Raw genomic sequence first — 17344 nt, 5'->3', positions numbered from 1 at the left:
TGATTTTTTGTTATTTGGATTTATAAAGTTTGAACTCGCTAGTATTTGTCTGAACAAGCTCATAGTTTTCACTGAGCCAGCTCTCTACATCTGACCACAAGGCAACTTTTTGATTGACCACAATCATCTTCGGTTGATTCTCTTTCAGGTCATTCATCAGTTTGGTTTTATTTTCATCGCTTGCAGTATAAAGTTTTGGAGTTGATAGAGAAGTCGGCGCCAAGCGTTCACTTGCACGGTAGAAATCAGGACGATCATCCCAAGCATAGACACGATCCTCAGAACTCGTTTGTTGTTTGACCACGCTAGCAAGACGGTCTCTCTCCTGATAAGTCGTTGGGTGAGAAAGGTAACGACTCACAATAGGAAGAACAATGAGATAAGCAAGGGCAATCAGTGGTAGATAGAAATTTCCTTTAAAGAAAGAAGTTTGTTTCTCACGTCTTCTTCTACGACGACTCCCTCCCTCCGAAACATCTTCCTTGATTCCTGTCAGAAGGAGCAAGACCAAGAAAGGAATTAGCACCACAAGACGAGTACCGTTGATAGGTTCTTGGGAGAGAATCAAGATTCCTAAAGAAATCAACAATCCCAAGCTAGTAGCAATTGAGAGGGCATATTGCTTGGCTGGTTTTGACTGGAACAAGCCTGCAAAGAGCAAACCAAGGGAACCTAATCCAATGGCAAGCAAACCATAGAAGGCTGCATTTTCAAGCAAATGCGAATTTGAAAAGAGGCTAAGAGTATTTACCGGATACAAGGTCTGGCTAATAGCATCTCCAAAACTACCTGTCCACACTGTATAGTAGCCTAAAGGATAGAATAAGAGTGAAAATCCTAGGGCTGACGCAAAGAACTGATATAGACCATGAACAAAGTGACCTTTAGCTAGATTAAAGCCGATAATCCCCAAGGCCAGTACAGCCGCAAACAAGACGGTTGGGATTGGCGCAAGGAAGAAAGCGAGAGCAAGGCTCATCCCCACTCGTACAAATCCTTTATCATCCTTTGGAAAAGCGAGATAATTTGTAACGATACTCAATGAATAAAATAGGAAAGGCAGGGCTAGCAAGAGAGCATAGCCACCACCAAAAGCGAGGCCCGCTACAAGCAAGTATAAAATAAAGACAAGTCGCTTCGCTTCCTTTTCTTGGCCGGCAAGAGTATCCGCAGCCTTAAAAAGAAAAACACCTGCTCCAAACAAGGCCAACCACTCAACCAAAGCAATCAGAATACTGCCTTGAAAAAGGTAGGTTAGCACATAATAGAGCAATCCCTCCGTCCCAAAATAATCTGTATACATTTGACCATTTTGATGCAAGGCCCAACCGGTATAAAGATCCTGACTTTGTTGCGGACTGACTAAACCAAAAATAAAAGGCAGGGCAACCGAAATGGCTGTGGCTACTAAACTCCAAAGCAAAATACTAAAAAAGGGAATGGAAGCTCCTTCTCGTTTTTCTGGCACTGACCAGTCTTGGTAATGAGATTCTTCTTGTTTCTCATCTATTTTCCCGTATACGTTCATTCAATTTCTCCTCTAAGTTTATCTGTTTTAGTATATCAAAATCTTACAGGAATGTCAGCTTGGGATTGATATTTGCTGAATTTCTTATCCAATAGCGCAAAGCGTTCGATTTCACGAAAACGGTGGAAGCGACTGTTTCTATACTCTCTGACAAAATCATCATCTTCTAAATTAAGCATGGTTTTCTCCTTTACTTATCTATTCGTAAGAAGACAAAAAAGACCCAGCCTTGGGCTAGATCTTGATGGATAGTTAGAGCATAGGTGCAAACAACTGGACAATTTCTTTGATGAGGCTTTGATACCAGCTAGTTTTGATAGTGTGGGGATAAATTTCTTGAGAAACTTTAAAAATCTCTTCGAAGTCCCTTTCAATATCGATGATAGACTGCGTTCTATAAAGCAAAACGGCATTTTCATAGTGGTGGAGCAAGCTCCGATAGTCAAAATTGATTGTTCCCACGGTGGCCACTTCTCCATCGACAAGCATTTGCTTGCTATGAAGGAATCCCGGACTGTACTCATAAATACGAACCCCCGCAGATAACAAGTCTGGATAGGCTCCACGAGTAACCAATTGGATGACCTTCTTATCTGGTATACACGGTGTTACAATTCGCACATCTACCCCTCTCAGAGCTGCATTTTTGATACTTTCGGTGAGATCATAGTCCGCAATCAGATAGGGAGTCGTGATATAGACGTAATCTGTAGCTTGATTGATAAGATTTTGGTAGACCGTTTTTCCAACTTGAGCTCGGTAGATGGGTTTTGGTCCACTACTATAGGGAATACAGAGCCCCATCCCATCTTTGGGGTGATTTTCGAGATGGTATTGATCAAAGTCACTAATCTCTCCACGGTTGATGTACCAGGCAGATAAAAAGAGTCTGGTAAAAGCCTTAACTGCTGGTCCATCCAGACGAATACCGCTATCCTTCCAATAACCAAAACGTTCGATATGGTTGATATACTCATCGGCCAGATTGACACCACCTGTATAGGCAATTTGACCATCGATAATCATGATTTTACGATGATCACGGTTGTTATAGGCGACGGTCAAACGTGGAATCACCTTATTAAATTTATGGGCTTCAATCCCTCGACCACGAAGCTGTATGGTGTAATCTCCAGGCAAGGTTGCCATACAACCAATATCATCATAGAGAAGCTTCACCTCTACTCCTTGAGCGGCCTTTTCTTCCAAAATCTCCAAAAAACTATTCCACATCAAACCTTCTTCGATGATATAGTATTCGAGAAAGATAAACTTCTCAGCTTTCTTGAGATCCTCTAGCATCTGCTGCCACATGCTTTCACCAGATGCAAAAAATTGTGTATCCGTTCGATCATAGACATCGGCATTCGCGTCCATGCTGAGGAGAGATTTGATAACTCCGTAAGCTGACTTGTCCTGCTCTTTTAACTCCAAACGGAGAGTTCTGCTATTGTCCTCTCGATCAACCATTGATTGGAGCTGCTTTAGCTGCTTCAATTCCTTTTTAGATAAACGGCGTTCTCCAAACATGATATAGAGTAAGGGACCAAACACTGGCACAAAGGCTACTAACAGCCATGTTACCTTACTCTCAGGATTCATGGACCGATTGACAATCGATACAATAGTCGCTAAGCTCACTAAAATGACTAGGATAATCCAGACAATTGGAGCCATTTGCCCTAGATAGAGAAATAAACCAAAGACGATAAACAACTCTGCCAACATGATGGTAATACTGAAACCATATTTGGACATGAGTAGCTGCATTTTTCTAGCTGTCATACATCCCCTTCCTTTTCTAACATTCTCCTTAACTGCTTGATAAATTAATGTTTCTACTAGTATACCTCAGTTCAGGGGTAGATGGCAACCTTTTACCTTTGCTCAAGTTCCAGTCGTTCCGTGTTTAGATGATTATTACAATTTCAAAGCCAACATATTGACCGTCATACCAGCTGCAGTCCCCATAAGGTAGACGACATCTCCCTCCTTGATAAGTCCATGCTCCAAAGAATAAGCCAGGCCAAACGGTACAGAGACTGACACCATATTTCCATAGTCAGTGACGAGATTGAGGTACTGATCCTCAGCCACACCTAGTTTTTCCATAACCAAAGGAAGAGCACGACTTGCTTGGTGAGGAATGATATAGTCCACGTCTGCCAAGGCTAGCTGTGTTTTTTCTTGAAACTCTTCAAACATGACTGGGATTTTACGAGCAGACAAGAGGAGGATTTTCTTCCCCTTCATGTCAAACATATAGTTGGTCTTCGTCGCTTCAGAGTACTCTTTTGGTTGAAAAGAAGTCAGACCTCCACGAATTTCCGTATCGTGAGCTCCTTCTGACCAAGTACGTTGGAGACTAGCAATGACCCCTCTTCCCTGATGACTTTTTTGGAAAATAAAGGCTGCTGCCCCATCACTAAAGAGTTCAAAACTTTCTTTTTGCTTGGGATTGAGCCCTAAACTTCCAACCTCACTAGACACAATCAAGACACGATTGTATTCGCCCGCCTCAATCAAGTGGGACATAGTCGATAGAGCAGAAATAAAGCTGGTACAGGTCGTATTGATGTCCATTGCTGGAATTGAGAGTCCTTTTGCCACGCGCTCATGAATCAAGGCAGCCGTACAAGGAATAGGCTGAACACCAACTGCACTAGCTGATACAAGGCAATCGATATCTTTAATATCCAAATTTGCATGTTCAAGTGCACGGTGGATAGCTCCTTCCGCCAAGTCGAGTTGTGTTTCTTCATTTTCAACTACACGATAACGGGTCTGGTCTTTAAACTGCACAGTATTTTTTGGAAGGCAAATGCCATAACCTGCGATTTCTACATGTCTTTTTACTTCTGTCATTGTCTTTTTTCCTTTCATAAACGTTGAATACGTTTGAGTTTACGGCTAGTATCCCAATGATAATCTGAAAATTGGATTTGAGGAACTATGAACTCTTTTTGCTGGGCCAAGAGTTGGAACTGTGCTAAAATTGCTGTCTCTACGTCCTCATCTCGTCGGCTTAAACAAACTTCCACTAATTTCTCGGAATGTTGCTTAACTTGGTAATCTCCTACATTCTCCACAAAGAGGATACAACGCCTGATAAAGTCTGGATAGATCGTTACCTGCTCCCCATTCTGCCCTTCAAAGTAGAAGATATCATCAGAACGTCCTTCGACCTTGTCAATCCGTGTATAGTAGGAGCCACAGGGACAAGGCTCCTGATTTTCAACCAAGATATCATTGAGCTGGTAGCGATAAACAGGCTGACTACTTCGCTTAAAATCCGTAATCACTGGATAAAAACGGCGGTCATCTAGATACTGCTTTTCCACAAAGATAATGTCTTCGTTGAGATGTAGATTGCCAGCTGAGCAAGTGCAGGCTAGGAAACCTTCTGTCGCCTGATAAACTTGGTCAATGATGGATAGTGAAAAGGCTTCTGCGATCCGTCCCCTATCACTATCTTCCAAGATTTCCGCCACCGAAACGATTTTTTGTGGGTGAATAGCTAACTCTCCATCCTTGAGACGCTTGCTCAATTCAATCAACATCGAGGCTGGCGCCACAATAATCGTTGGTTGATAGTTGTTGAGTCGCTCGATATGCTCATCTGTATGTTTGAAAATATCAAAATACTCTAGACGAATGAGCGCCGTATTGATGGTCTGATAGAGTTCATTATCAGCTCTCAGGAAAAAGGCGATGCGGTGTCCAAAAAGCTGCCCCTTGGGCAACATCTTTGCCAAGATAGCCGCAGCCCACATACTTCGCTCTTTCTCTGTTGTGATAAAGAGCCCCCGATGTCCAGACGTCCCTGAAGACAGACCGACGGCTACTTCGCCTTTAAGTTCAGTGAAGTCACGGGTCTTCTCACTTTCAATAGCTAAGGATAAGGCTTCATCACGATCCACTCCTTGGGAGTTGAGCTCATTGAAATGTTCCATCATAAAAGCCTTGTCCATATGGTCAAAGTTGCTAGGAACCCCATTTTTAAAGTAGGGCGACTCTCGCTTTAAAAAGTCCATATAGTTAGCTAATTGCTTTTTCTGATAGTTTTCTACAGCTTCTCGAGATTTGAAATAATGAAGCCAACGAGTTTGGATAAAGGTTTTAAGAAAGGTTATTTTTTTCATGTAGGATTGACTCTATCCTTTCTACAGGATCATGGCTAACAACTACCTCAATACCGGCCTTTAAGACTTCCTCCAGAAACTCTGTCCCCCTGATATAGTCGGCCTTATTATCCTGGACCAAGGAAGGAATCAGGTGCATCTGCTTGGTGTAAGGTAAGAGGTCAATTCCCCAACAGAGGTCCGCTGCAATGAGGAGATTAAGGTCTGGAAAATATAAACAGGCTTGCCCCCTAGCATGCCCGTCAACAGAGGCTACTAGGATACTGCCATCTCCGAAAAGATCACAAATCGGACGATAGGGAAAAGTTGAAACTTGCTGGTCAGCTCTGATAATGGTTAGATTTTTCTCAAAAGAAGCTGGTAAAAACTCCTTGAAAATCAGGTCTTTCAACTTGGGTTTTTGGTAGACTTCATATACTTCTTTTGTCAAGATAAAGGTTGCACGAGGAAAGAAACTAGCTCCTCCCAGATGATCTGGATGTAGGTGCGACAGAAGAACATAGTTAATTTCTTCTGGTTTGATTCCCTTCGCTTCCAGCAAATGTGAAATCTGGTCCTTCTCCGTCATTTGAACGGGCGTTCCTAGCCGATAGAAACCATAGCGAAGCCGGGTCTTAATACCGTAATGATAGCCTGTGTCATAGAGGAGATAGCCCTTGTCCCTGTGTTTGATAAGAAAAACACCTGCTGGAAAGGTCATCTTTTGATTCTTAACTCCCTTAAATAGCAAACCTGTGTAGCTGGTACAGTAGCCTGCTGGGAAATAATCAATGCTTTCGATAATCTTGGACATATTGTTCAATCCCTTCCGAAATACTGATTTGAGGGCGATAACCCAAGTCTCGCTCCGCCTTGCTGATGTCCAACGTCTGACTATAACGGAGCAGATAATAGGTATAGCGTGTCAGAGGCGGTTCACCTTTGAGTTTCAAGACCTTATACAGAAACTCTAAACTACTGGCAATAACTGAAAGAAGAGGAGCTGGCACTTTTCTGTATGTTATTGGATAGCCCAACCCTCTCAAGGTTTCTTCTATCAAATCCTTAAAGGCTCTTGGTTCCCCATTGGTAATATTATAAACTTCGCCACTAGCTTGAGGAGTCTCTAGCGCCAAGCGAATTGCCAGAGCGACATTTTCCACACAGGTCATATCCATGAGCTGACGACCGTCTCCTATTAAGGGAATGCCAATCTTCTGACTGAGTTTGAGAACTCGGGGCAAAATACTGGTATCCCCAATCCCAAAAAGCCCACGAGGTCGTAAAATAATACTCGGAACATCGGGATAATCCTTAAACAGCTTCTCCGAAGCCAGCTTACTACGAATGTAGTTGTTCAGATTATTTTCCTGAGGCGCAGCACTTTCTTTGATAGCTAACTGATCTCGAGGCGCAGCATAGATGCTAGGCGAGGACACATAAACCAAACTCTGAATACCAGCCTCTCGGCAAGCATCCAGAACATACTTGGTCCCTAAGACATTTGTCTGGTAGAAATCCTCCCAAGCACCCCAAACGGTAGAAAGAGCACCCGCATGCACAACCATGTCCATCCCCTGACAAGCCCGAGCCAAGTCCTCTTGCTTGGTCAAATCTCCCTGAAAAAACGCCACAGAGGAGTTTTCTAAAGACTGACCCACCTTGCGATTGCGTCCAAAAGCGCGTACCTGATAGCCCTGCTGACTGAGCTCTTCAACAACATACTTGCCTAGAAAGCCCGTAGCACCTGTTACCAATACTTTCTTCATTTTTTACTTCTCCTTGTCCCCTAAGAGCCGATGTATTTCGCTCTTCAGAATCTCTGTTGGCTGATAGATTTGAGCTGCACGACTAAGTTTGTTCAAGTCTGCCCAGTCATCTCTAGCCAACAACTCATCAAAGGCGCGTCCAATCGCTTCCGTATTCTCTCGTTTAGCAGTCAAGGCAATCCCTGCCTCTAATCCACGAACTGCATAGTCATACTGATCATAGTCATGGGGAAGAATCAAGGCAGGCTTACCATAGATGATACACTGGTAAAAAATACCTGCACCACCATGATGAATCACATAATCCATCTGAGGAATGTACTCCTTATAGGGAAGATAGGATACCACAGAAACATTGTCCATGAGCTCTTCACATTGGAAGTCTTGTCCGCCAAACCCCAGAGTCACAAAGAAGTGGCAATCTGGATGTGCTTCTGCCAATTGTTGTGTCTGATAGAGGAGATTGTCTTTAGCCCATGCTAGCTGAGTGCCACAGGAGACAAGGACCTTCTTATAACCTGCATAAGGAGACAAATCGAGGGGATAATTTTCTGCCCTCTCAATCGAAGAGCCAAAAGGTCCCACCCAAAGGTAGTGCTCTGGAAAACCACTTTTCAGCTCCAACTCTTTCATCCCAATTCCCAAGATGGAATAGGGTGAATAGATGGTTTCCTGACCTTTCTGATTGTAGAGCTTAAAATCGTAACGTTTCAATCGTTCTCTCAATAAAAATCTTACGATTCGTTTCCCTAAACGAGTCCCTTTTCTTCCTAGCCATTGCAGACCAGATTGGAAAGATGTTTTTGGACTGCCCATTCCTCCAAAGAAACAAGGCGGTCCATCTGTCGTTTCAATGGCAAACTGTGTCGCCATCGTGGTAATCCAGGGAATATTCAACTGTTCCGCAACAAGTCCTCCAGAGAGGGTTATAAAGTCCGCAATCACAATATCCGGTCTATTTTCCTGCCACTCTTGCACTAATCGATCTGAAACCACATTGATCAAATCAAGACTAGCTGACAACTGTCGATAAGCAGAAAACAGGTTTAATTGACCTTCATTGTTGGCTACACGCTCAAACTCATCTACACAATTTTCTAAAATGGGAATCACCCGGAATCCCATCTCCTCTGCTACAGTTTTTCGTTGCGGCCCTGTAAATAATCGAATCTCATACAAGGGATCCTTCAACAAGGGTGCAAGTAAATTCAGTGTTGGGAAGAGATGCCCACTTAAGGGTACTACAACCACATCAATTTTGATTTTTCTCATATGTCTAGGATAGCAAATTTTAAAAAAAAGAACTACCAAAATGATAGTTCTTTCCAATATTATTTATATTTTGAAGAATAAGTTCCTTCCACTCTACTTAGTCTTTAAAAAAGTTCTTTGTAGAGAGCAATGGTTTCTTCTAAAGTTGGCATAAATGGATTGCCTGGCGCACATGCATCAATCAAAGCATTCTTAGAAAGGTAGTCAAAGTCAAAGTCTTTTTCTTGGATACCGAGTTCAGTGAGTTTCTTCGGAATACCAACAGTTTCAGAAAGTTTCTCAATCTCAGCGATAGCATAGTCAGCACATTCTTGGTCTGTTTTCCCTTCAACATGGAGTCCCAAGGCCTTGGCCACATTGCGGAAAGCTTCTGGTACACGCTTGGCATTTTCACGTTCTACAACTGGGAGAAGCATGGCACAGCAGACACCATGTGGCAAGTTATATACCGCACCGAGTTGGTGAGCCATAGAATGAACATAACCCAAACCAGCATTGTTAAAGCTCATACCACCGAGGAAGATGGCATTGACCATACCCTCACGCGCTTCAATATCTTGGCCATTTGCCACAGCACGAGGAAGATACTCCTTGATGAGTTCAATCGCTCCGATAGAAAGTTTCTTGGTCACATTATAAGCACCTGGTGTTACCAAGGCTTCGACAGCGTGAGTAAGAGCATCCATACCTGTCGCTGCTGTCAATCCTTTCGGCTTTGAAAGCATGAGTTCTGGATCATTGACAGAGATGAGGGCGAGGCTGTTCTTATCAACCATTACCATCTTGACCTTGCGCTCTTCGTCAGTAATAACATAGTTAATAGTGATTTCTGCAGAAGTTCCAGCTGTTGTATTGATTGCAACCACTGGCAAGCCTTTTTTAGCAGACTTGTGAATACCTTCGTAGTCCTGTGGTTTTCCACCATTTGTAGCGATGATAGAGATACAGCTAGCCGCATCCTGAGGAGATCCTCCTCCAAGACTGATGATGAAGTCACATCCATGCTCTTTCAGGGCAGCCACTCCATCTGTGACATTCTTGCAAGTCGGATTTGGCTCCACATCGCTAAAAATCACATATTCGACCCCTTCAGCATCTAATGGTTTTAGGACCTTAGGTAAAATATCACTGCCTTCGATGAACTTATCTGTCACCAAAAGGGCCTTCTTATACCCCAGTTCCTTGATATACGGGCCTACTTCATTTACAACACCTTTACCGATAAGGTTAACTGCCGGAACGTAAAATGTAGCCATATGTTTTTCCTCCTGCGCCTTTGCGCTATTTGATTATTTACCATAAGTATACGACCTTATAAGAAGTTTTACAAACATTTGTAAGCGTTTTAAGTAAAAAGTTAGTAAAGAACAGCCAACCACTTTTTCAAGAAAAAAGCTCCAAAAAGATAGCTTTCATCTCATTGGAACTTCTACTTAATCATTATTGCTTAGTTAATACCACTCGGTCAGATGCCTCTCGGTCCATATCATCGATAATCAATTGATTACCATTAACCGTGTAAATTTTGACATCATCACCGATAATGACACGTTGATTTTCTGGCTCAAAGCTGACTTGCTTGATTTCCTTATCTCCATCTGGCTCGACCTCAGTCCATGTACCAGTTTTACCTGTTACAACAAGAGTGATTTGGTCATTCTCATCCTTTCCAGTATAGGTACCATCGATATTCGTAGGTTGAGCTACAGTAGTGTCCTGACTTGAGGATGCCTGCGGTTGACTAGCACTTGTCGTAGCGCTAGAAGATGATTCTTGTTGAGTAGATGATTGCTGAGCAGATTGCTGGGTAGGGGCTTGTGCCTTAGGTCCACAAGCTGCTAAAAGACTAAGAATTGCTAGGGAAGCAATAGAAAGTGTGAATGTTTTCGTTTTCATAGCGATTTCCTTTCTTTTGTGCCAATGTTTTGCTGGAATCGTTTCCAGATATACATCCTACCTACAGTATAGCAACATAAACCTATAAGGTCAACTAATCTCGTCGCTTTCTACCAAACTTGCTCGGACTTCCGAGATAAAGTAGAGGGATCCCGTCACGAAAAGCAAGTCCTGGCCATTGGCCTTATCTTCAAATTCTCTGATAAAGTCGCCATAGGAAGGAATCAAATCATAACCTACCACATCCTTTTCATCCAGAGAGCCTTGGTACTCAAAGCCTGTTACCTTAAGTTCCACCTGAGGCAACTGCTTAGATAGATAGCCTAGCATCCCTTGATAATCCTTGCGTTTAAGTGCTCCAAAAAGGATGCAAACCTGGTAACCTTGCTGGATTTTCCCCTGGATAAACTCTACTAGACGAGTAAAGGCTGGCAGATTGTGAGCCCCATCTAGGTAGATTTGCGGGCGAATCCGTTCTAATCGACCTGCCCAGTGGGTCTCCTTCAAAGCCTGTCTGACAAGCACTTCTTCGACCCTTTCACCTCTTGACGCCATAAACAGAAGAAAAGTTTCCAAAGCCAAGGCAGCATTTTCTTGCTGATAAACACCTTCCAAACTGATTTTAAGTTGTGAAAAACTCGCTAGGCTACTTGAAAAATCCCTAGCATTCAAGGTGAAGTCTTGCCCAGCTTGATAAAGTTCAACAGCTAACTCTCTTGCTCTTTTTTGACAGACAAGCTCCGCTTCTGGAGCAAGCTTAGCAATGACCGCCTTCTTGCCGGCCTTGAAAATACCAGCTTTCTGCTCGGCTATTTCCTTCAGACTATCGCCCAAGGTCTCCTGATGATCTAGGCCAATGGAAGTAATAACTGCAATCTCTCCTGTTACGACATTCGTTGTGTCAAGCAAACCACCAATCCCCACTTCTAGCAGAACTAGATCCACTCCCTGCTCTTTAAAGTAAAGCAAGGCAATCAAGGTCAACAACTCAAAGAAAGACAATTGATCATGTGTTTCTAAGAGAGTTTTCTCCATCTCTTTGACTTGGTTAGCTATACGGATAAAGTCTTCCTCTGCGATCGGTTGCCCATTAATACAGATTCGATCATGGATACTGATGATATGAGGAGAAGTAAAAGTACCAACTTTTTTACCATGAGAAACAAACAACTCCCTCATGAAGGCAATAGTTGACCCTTTACCATTAGTCCCTGTTACGTGGATAATAGGATAAGTCTTCTCAGGATTCCCCAGCAAATCCACAGCTCGTTGCATTCGTCCAAGTCCAGATCTAAAATTTAAACCAATCCGACTATGAAGCCACTTTTCTACTTCAAACATACATGTCTCCTTAACAAAAGTCCAATCAACTACCGCATCAAAGTATGATTACAAATAAAAAACGAGGTCGGGACTAAAATCCCGACCTCTTACCTGGTTAGCTAATCACTAGCTACTATGAATTTCAACGTGGGCTAAAAACATCCCCCGAACATTCCTGCGTTTCTAATTTCTGGCGCAGGGCTAAAAATATCCACTGGACTTACTTACGGTTTTTATTTTTAGCGTCAGGGTAAAAATATTCACTGGATGTTCCAACTCTTCCAATTTCTAGGAGTTGGGGTGATACAGTCTCCCAGACTGTATCACTCCTCCATAAAGCTGTTGAAGACTTCTTCAATCATGTTCCATTCGTCTTCTGAGTCTTCTGGGATTGGTTGCAATTCGCCTTCTGTTCCGTCTTCATTTTCGATGAATGAGTAAGCTCGGATTTCAACTTCACCATTTTCATCTTCTTCTGCATTAACTGGCACTAGCAGAACATAGTTTTTACCAAATTCTTCTTTCCCATCGATGGTCAAAAGAATTTCAAACAAGGTTTCATTTCCTTGCTCATCTACTAGTGTAATCAATTCACGTTCTTCGTGGTCATGGTTGTGATCGTGTGACATAGTTTCTCCTCTGTCTTAAAATTTTCTATCTAAATAATTTTGCAAAATCAGCTGAGCAGCCAGCTTATCAATAACTTTCTTGCGTTTGTTACGGCTGATATCTGCTTGTTCAATCAACATACGCTCCGCAGCGACCGTTGTCAAACGCTCATCCTGATAGTCTACTGGCAAACCAAAGAGTTCTTCTAGCTTGGCACCATAGGCTTGACTGGCTTCTACTCGCGGACCGCTGGTATTGTTCATGTTCTTTGGCAAACCTACTACAAAGCGTTCTACCTTATAGCTGTCAACCAATTCCTTGATGCGGTCAAAACCAAACTGGCCTTGATCCTCATTAATCTGGATGATTTCAAGTCCCTGAGCGGTGAAGCCTAGTGGATCACTAATCGCCACCCCTACTGTTTTTGAACCGACGTCCAATCCCATAATTCTCATAGATTATAGATCGACTCCTTGTCCTTTAAGGTAGTAGCGTACCAATTCTTCAACAATTTCATCACGCTCATACTTACGGATTTGATTTCGTGCATTGTTATAACGAGGAACGTAGGCAGGGTCACCACTCAGTACATAACCGACGATCTGGTTAATCGGATTGTAGCCCTTGTCGTTCAAAGAAGCATAGACGTCTGTCAACGTTTCGCTAATTTCTTTCTTATTGGAATCATCCAATTTAAACCGTACAGTTTCTTCAGTAAATCCCATTCTAACACCCTCTTTCCTTAGAATAGTACTATTATAGCACATTCCCTGACGTTCTACAAATAAGTCAGTCTATTAATTTGGATTTTCTATTGTTCTGTCGCCCCATTTGCCACTCTATCTGCAATATATTGGCTAGGTTCGTTTTTTAAGAGATTTTCAAGGCCGATATTTTTTAAATATTCTAGCTGAGATGCCTTTTTGACATCCAATACTTGAAAATCATAAGTCGTTGTAGTCTGGATTTCTGTCTCGCTGAGTAGCTTTGTTTCCAGTTTGAATCCTGCTAGTTTGCGTGCCTCTTGGATGGTCTCATCCTTTTCTTCCGCTTCTAGAAGCGCTTTTTGCGTCTCCTCTAGGCCATTTTCAGAGATAAAGGTCTTGAGTTCATCCCCGACAGGTCGTTTTTGCTGGATGGTCAAGGTCAAAAACTGATTACCTTTATAGGTAATGGTTTGAATCTGTTGCGTTCCATTTTCTGACTTCGGCATCAACAGAGTCTTGGTGACAACCGTATTTTTTTCGGCATTGTCCAAAACGGGAAGGTTTGATTGGATGGGGTCAGATGCTGTTGTAGAAGCAGCAGGGGTTTCCTTTTTTTGCCCACATCCCGCAAGCAAAAAGACGAGAGCAAAACTAGTAATTAGTAACTTTTTCATAATTCCTCACATGATTTTAAAACAAAAGAGCAAACAAGGCCAGGAGTCACTCCCAGCCTTGATGTTTTATAGAGCTGCACGTAGACGTGCTTCTGCATTTTCTACATTACGGACAGAGCGTGGCAAGAAGGCACGGATATCATCTTCTTTATAGCCGACTTGTAGGCGCTTCTCGTCAACGAGAATCGGACTCTTTAAGATCCGTGGTGTTTCCATGATTAAGTTGAGCACTTCATTGACACTCAAATCCTCTATGTCAACTCCAAGTGCCTTAGCGTAGCGGTTTTTTGACGAAACGATACTGGCAATTCCATTATCTGTTTTCGTGAGAATATCTAATAACTCTTCTCTTGTAATTCCTTCTTTACCAAGATTTTGTTCTTTATAACTTAACTGGTGGGCATTGAGCCAGGTTTTCGCTTTTTTACAGCTAGTACAACTTGAGACTGTATAAATTTTGATCATGTACCTACCCCTTTCGCTACATGTTACTATCAGTTTAGTCTATTATACCATAAAAAACATCCGACTTGCGACCTATTTTTAAAAAAAATTAACTTTTTTCGCGATTTTCGTACTTTTTTCTTGACAAAATCAATTTATAACCAACTTTTAAATTTTTTGATATACAATCGTTTTACAACTGTAACACTTATCATATAGAGAACGATAATCAAAAGCAAAAAGAGGAAATAAATTGGTTCCAAAGGGGTTAAATGAAGCAGGCTAGCAATTGAAGAGTAGGGAAGAAAGGTCACAAAACTAGCTGCTAGCAAGGTTGTTCCAAGAACAAACCATGATGGACGACTTTGTAAGAAAGGAAGTTTTGCTGAACGAAGCATATGGATAACCATGGTTTGGGACCACATGGATTCAATGAACCAACCTGTCTGGAACAAAATGATAAAGCCCGTTGCCGACTCTGCTCCGTGAGCATAAGCTTGACCTGTCGCCATTGGGACAATAACAAAATAGAGTAAGATAAAGGTCAAAATATCAAAGGCAGAAGAAATCGGACCCATCCAAATCATAAAGCGAGTAATAGACTTGGCTTCCCACTTATGAGGATGCTTCAAAAAGTCTTCATCCACATTATCAAATGGCAAGGCAATGCAAGAAAGGTCGTAGACGAGGTTTAACACAATCAAGTGAATCGGAGCCATAGGAAGGAAAGGTAAAAAGATACCAGACACTAGCAGAGAGAAAATGTTCCCGAAATTAGAGCTGACCGTCATCTTGATATATTTGGTCATATTAGCGTAGACCTTACGCCCTTCAACCAACCCTTTTTCAAGCACCATCAAATCCTTATCTAGCAAAATGACATCAGCCGTTTCTTTGGCAATATCTACTGCTGTATCAACAGAAATCCCCACATCTGCCACTTTCATAGAAGGGGCATCATTGATCCCATCTCCCATATAGCCGACACAATGTCCATTCGATTTGATTTGTAAAATGATTCGTGCTTTTTGATCCGGAGAGAGTTTGGCAAAGACGGTCACATGTTCGACTGCTTGGGCCAACTCTTCATCCGTCATGGCTTCAATATCAGAACCCAGCAAGATTTGATCAACGTCTAGACCAACTTTTTCGCAAACTGCTTGGGTTACCTTCTCATTGTCTCCCGTCAAGATCTTTGTTTGAACACCGTGTTCTAACAAAGCTTGGATAGCAGGTGCTGCTGATGGTTTTGGTGGATCTAGAAAGGCAAGATATCCTGTTAGAATCATCTCTTTTTCATCTTCAACGGAGTAAGCAAAACCTTCTTTTAGACCTGTTTTATAAGCGACTCCCAAGACTCGCAATCCCTGTTGATTAAGTTGATCTACTTCTTTTAAGATTTCCACTCGGATATCATCCGTCAGAGGGCTAATCTGACCTTGATATTCCACATGGGTTGAAATCGCAAGCATTTCCTCTAGGGCACCCTTGGTTACCAAACTAACAACTTCGTTCTGATCCTTGACGATGACACTCATCCGTCTGCGTTCAAAATCAAAGGGCAATTCATCTATTTTTTGGAAGCTAGTATCCAAATTTTGTAGAATAGCGTGTTCTTTAGCTTCTTTTTCAGTTCTACTGATAATGGCACGGTCCATCAAGTTTTTCAAACCGGTTTGAAAATAGGAATTGAGGTAGGCCCGTCTCAACACAGACAAATCCAAATCTCCATGTATATCCAAAGGATATTCTAGGACAATTTCGTCTTGGGTAAGGGTTCCGGTTTTATCCGTGCATAAGATATCAATAGCACCTAGGTCCTGTATGGCATTGAGTTTTTTGATGACGACTTTTTCCTTGGCCATGATAATGGAGCCTTTTGCTAAACTGGCTGTGATGATCATAGGAAGCATCTCAGGTGTCAATCCAACACCAACACTCAGTGCAAACACACCTGCTTCCAGCCAGTCGCCATCTGTCAAGCCATTGGAGAGAAAGACGATGGGAACCATGACCAACATCAAACGGATCAAGAGCCAAGAGATGCTGTTCATCTCCCGTTCAAAAGAGGTCGGTTCGTCATAGGTATTGAGAGTCTGCTCGATTTCTCCCATCATGGTGTCATCACCGACCGCTAGAATCAAAGCCTTGGCACTTCCTGATATCACATTGGTTCCCATAAAGGCGAGCGCTTCTGCTTCTAGCAGACTATCAAAATTGGACTGACTCATTTTTGACAAGGCTAGTTTTTCAACCGAGTCACTTTCACCTGTCAAACCAGATTGTTGGACAAAGAAATCACGTGATTCAATTAAAAGGAGATCTGCCGGAATCATATCCCCAGCACTTAATTTGACTATATCTCCAACGACCAAATCTTCAATTGCGACCTCTAAACTCTGGCCTTCACGGATAACTGTGGCTGTGTTCACAATCATTTTTGATAGATTGGTCGCAGCCTTGTCACTTCGCAGTTCTTGGACAAATCGAATGCCACCAGAGATTAGAACGAGAACGACGATGATGATAGAGGTCGTCGGATCTTCTTGTCCAGGCTTTGCCAACCAGACATTGGTCACCATGGAAATCATAGCGATGACCAGCAGGATGATTGTAAATGGATTGATGATGGATTCGTAAATCTTTTTGAGGATACTGTCTTCTTGACCCTTAGTGATGGTATTTTCGCCATATAGGTCACGATTTTTCTCCACCTGCTCCTCAGTCAAGCCTGTTAAACTTGTCTTATAAAAAGATAGAGTTTCGTTTAAAGGTGTGTGAATAGCTGCTGCTAATCTTTCTTTTGTAGTTTTCATTGGTTTCTCCTATCTGTATGAATGATGTGTTTCATACACAGAGACCAATCACTTTATAAGGGCAGAACGACACAAATCAGCGATTGGCTGTGTATGTGCGGTTCTGGATGATCGTCAATTTGCATCGTTTGTCTCCTTTCCTTGTTCTAAAACAGTAGAAAATCCCACCATAAAATGGCAGGATT

At 42.3% G+C, this 17344-nt stretch carries 17 protein-coding genes; all 17 read right to left on the bottom strand.

From position 1 onward, the window contains the following. Positions 1-10: 10 nt before the first annotated feature. The 17 genes from B7723_RS07210 to mgtA all read right to left on the bottom strand — a co-directional run bounded on the left by B7723_RS07210 (position 11) and on the right by mgtA (position 17159). Positions 11-1528, bottom strand: a complete 1518-nt coding sequence (locus B7723_RS07210) for a damage-inducible protein CinA (protein WP_084849994.1) — start codon at positions 1526-1528, stop codon at positions 11-13. 35 nt (positions 1529-1563) lie between these two features. Further along, complete coding sequence (locus B7723_RS10540) at positions 1564-1707, bottom strand: hypothetical protein (protein WP_181187146.1); 144 nt, start codon at positions 1705-1707, stop codon at positions 1564-1566. A gap of 73 nt (positions 1708-1780) precedes the next feature. Further along, positions 1781-3313, bottom strand: a complete 1533-nt coding sequence (gene cls / locus B7723_RS07205; RefSeq protein ID WP_084849995.1) for a cardiolipin synthase — start codon at positions 3311-3313, stop codon at positions 1781-1783. Between the two features lie 135 nt (positions 3314-3448). Further along, entirely contained in the window at positions 3449-4393 is a 945-nt protein-coding gene (locus tag B7723_RS07200; protein ID WP_084849996.1) for a 3-oxoacyl-[acyl-carrier-protein] synthase III C-terminal domain-containing protein, read from the bottom strand. A 14-nt stretch (positions 4394-4407) separates the two neighbouring features. After that, on the bottom strand, positions 4408-5670 hold the full coding sequence (locus B7723_RS07195) for a F390 synthetase-related protein (RefSeq protein WP_084849997.1): 1263 nt from the start codon (positions 5668-5670) through the stop codon (positions 4408-4410). Next, positions 5648-6463 (bottom strand): MBL fold metallo-hydrolase, encoded by an 816-nt coding sequence (locus B7723_RS07190; protein ID WP_084849998.1) that lies wholly within the window; start codon positions 6461-6463, stop codon positions 5648-5650. The genes B7723_RS07195 and B7723_RS07190 overlap by 23 nt, the downstream gene beginning before the upstream one ends. Beyond that, a complete protein-coding gene (locus tag B7723_RS07185; RefSeq protein ID WP_084849999.1) occupies positions 6438-7418 on the bottom strand; it encodes an NAD-dependent epimerase/dehydratase family protein in 981 nt (326 codons plus the stop codon). The genes B7723_RS07190 and B7723_RS07185 overlap by 26 nt, the downstream gene beginning before the upstream one ends. Before the next feature lie 3 nt (positions 7419-7421). Next, a complete protein-coding gene (locus B7723_RS07180; protein ID WP_084850121.1) occupies positions 7422-8690 on the bottom strand; it encodes a glycosyltransferase in 1269 nt (422 codons plus the stop codon). A 104-nt stretch (positions 8691-8794) separates the two neighbouring features. Beyond that, positions 8795-9946, bottom strand: coding sequence for an iron-containing alcohol dehydrogenase (locus tag B7723_RS07175; protein ID WP_084850000.1), 1152 nt, complete (start codon positions 9944-9946; stop codon positions 8795-8797). Between the two features lie 184 nt (positions 9947-10130). Next, the gene (locus B7723_RS07170) at positions 10131-10586 is read right to left on the bottom strand and encodes an SP_0198 family lipoprotein (protein WP_070799905.1); all 456 of its coding nucleotides are present in this window, start codon (positions 10584-10586) and stop codon (positions 10131-10133) included. Between the two features lie 90 nt (positions 10587-10676). Continuing rightward, complete coding sequence (locus B7723_RS07165; RefSeq protein WP_084850001.1) at positions 10677-11927, bottom strand: bifunctional folylpolyglutamate synthase/dihydrofolate synthase; 1251 nt, start codon at positions 11925-11927, stop codon at positions 10677-10679. Positions 11928-12232: 305 nt separating this feature from the next. Continuing rightward, the gene (locus B7723_RS07160; protein WP_061421468.1) at positions 12233-12538 is read right to left on the bottom strand and encodes a DUF1292 domain-containing protein; all 306 of its coding nucleotides are present in this window, start codon (positions 12536-12538) and stop codon (positions 12233-12235) included. A 15-nt stretch (positions 12539-12553) separates the two neighbouring features. Further along, the gene (ruvX, locus tag B7723_RS07155; RefSeq protein WP_002876031.1) at positions 12554-12973 is read right to left on the bottom strand and encodes a Holliday junction resolvase RuvX; all 420 of its coding nucleotides are present in this window, start codon (positions 12971-12973) and stop codon (positions 12554-12556) included. Positions 12974-12976: 3 nt separating this feature from the next. Then, on the bottom strand, positions 12977-13243 hold the full coding sequence (locus B7723_RS07150) for an IreB family regulatory phosphoprotein (RefSeq protein ID WP_000507059.1): 267 nt from the start codon (positions 13241-13243) through the stop codon (positions 12977-12979). An 86-nt stretch (positions 13244-13329) separates the two neighbouring features. Continuing rightward, positions 13330-13899 carry an SP0191 family lipoprotein gene (locus B7723_RS07145; protein WP_084850002.1) on the bottom strand — a complete coding sequence of 190 codons (570 nt, stop codon included), beginning with the start codon at positions 13897-13899 and terminating at the stop codon, positions 13330-13332. Between the two features lie 66 nt (positions 13900-13965). Beyond that, positions 13966-14364: a transcriptional regulator Spx gene (gene spx / locus B7723_RS07140; protein WP_000591165.1), complete on the bottom strand. Its 399-nt coding sequence runs from the start codon at positions 14362-14364 to the stop codon at positions 13966-13968. A 134-nt stretch (positions 14365-14498) separates the two neighbouring features. Beyond that, positions 14499-17159, bottom strand: coding sequence for a magnesium-translocating P-type ATPase (gene mgtA / locus B7723_RS07135; RefSeq protein WP_084850003.1), 2661 nt, complete (start codon positions 17157-17159; stop codon positions 14499-14501). Positions 17160-17344 lie beyond the last annotated feature (185 nt).

Source organism: Streptococcus oralis subsp. oralis (assembly GCF_002096435.1).
Taxonomy (GTDB): Bacteria; Bacillota; Bacilli; order Lactobacillales; family Streptococcaceae; genus Streptococcus; species Streptococcus oralis_AA.
Note: the sequence above shows the minus strand (reverse complement) of the source record. Positions and strands in the feature narration are given on the sequence as shown.

Excerpts from the sequence above, each read along its gene's own strand:
- B7723_RS07185 (WP_084849999.1), bottom strand. The coding sequence starts at position 7,418 with ATGAAGAAAGTATTGGTAACAGGTGCTACGGGCTTTCTAGGCAAGTAT.
- spx (WP_000591165.1), bottom strand. The coding sequence starts at position 14,364 with ATGATCAAAATTTATACAGTCTCAAGTTGTACTAGCTGTAAAAAAGCG.
- B7723_RS07180 (WP_084850121.1), bottom strand. The coding sequence starts at position 8,690 with ATGAGAAAAATCAAAATTGATGTGGTTGTAGTACCCTTAAGTGGGCAT.
- mgtA (WP_084850003.1), bottom strand. The coding sequence starts at position 17,159 with ATGAAAACTACAAAAGAAAGATTAGCAGCAGCTATTCACACACCTTTA.
- B7723_RS07165 (WP_084850001.1), bottom strand. The coding sequence starts at position 11,927 with ATGTTTGAAGTAGAAAAGTGGCTTCATAGTCGGATTGGTTTAAATTTT.
- B7723_RS07150 (WP_000507059.1), bottom strand. The coding sequence starts at position 13,243 with ATGGGATTTACTGAAGAAACTGTACGGTTTAAATTGGATGATTCCAAT.
- B7723_RS07145 (WP_084850002.1), bottom strand. The coding sequence starts at position 13,899 with ATGAAAAAGTTACTAATTACTAGTTTTGCTCTCGTCTTTTTGCTTGCG.
- B7723_RS07190 (WP_084849998.1), bottom strand. The coding sequence starts at position 6,463 with ATGTCCAAGATTATCGAAAGCATTGATTATTTCCCAGCAGGCTACTGT.
- B7723_RS07200 (WP_084849996.1), bottom strand. The coding sequence starts at position 4,393 with ATGACAGAAGTAAAAAGACATGTAGAAATCGCAGGTTATGGCATTTGC.
- B7723_RS07175 (WP_084850000.1), bottom strand. The coding sequence starts at position 9,946 with ATGGCTACATTTTACGTTCCGGCAGTTAACCTTATCGGTAAAGGTGTT.
- ruvX (WP_002876031.1), bottom strand. The coding sequence starts at position 12,973 with ATGAGAATTATGGGATTGGACGTCGGTTCAAAAACAGTAGGGGTGGCG.
- B7723_RS07210 (WP_084849994.1), bottom strand. The coding sequence starts at position 1,528 with ATGAACGTATACGGGAAAATAGATGAGAAACAAGAAGAATCTCATTAC.
- B7723_RS07170 (WP_070799905.1), bottom strand. The coding sequence starts at position 10,586 with ATGAAAACGAAAACATTCACACTTTCTATTGCTTCCCTAGCAATTCTT.
- B7723_RS10540 (WP_181187146.1), bottom strand. The coding sequence starts at position 1,707 with ATGCTTAATTTAGAAGATGATGATTTTGTCAGAGAGTATAGAAACAGT.
- cls (WP_084849995.1), bottom strand. The coding sequence starts at position 3,313 with ATGACAGCTAGAAAAATGCAGCTACTCATGTCCAAATATGGTTTCAGT.
- B7723_RS07195 (WP_084849997.1), bottom strand. The coding sequence starts at position 5,670 with ATGAAAAAAATAACCTTTCTTAAAACCTTTATCCAAACTCGTTGGCTT.
- B7723_RS07160 (WP_061421468.1), bottom strand. The coding sequence starts at position 12,538 with ATGTCACACGATCACAACCATGACCACGAAGAACGTGAATTGATTACA.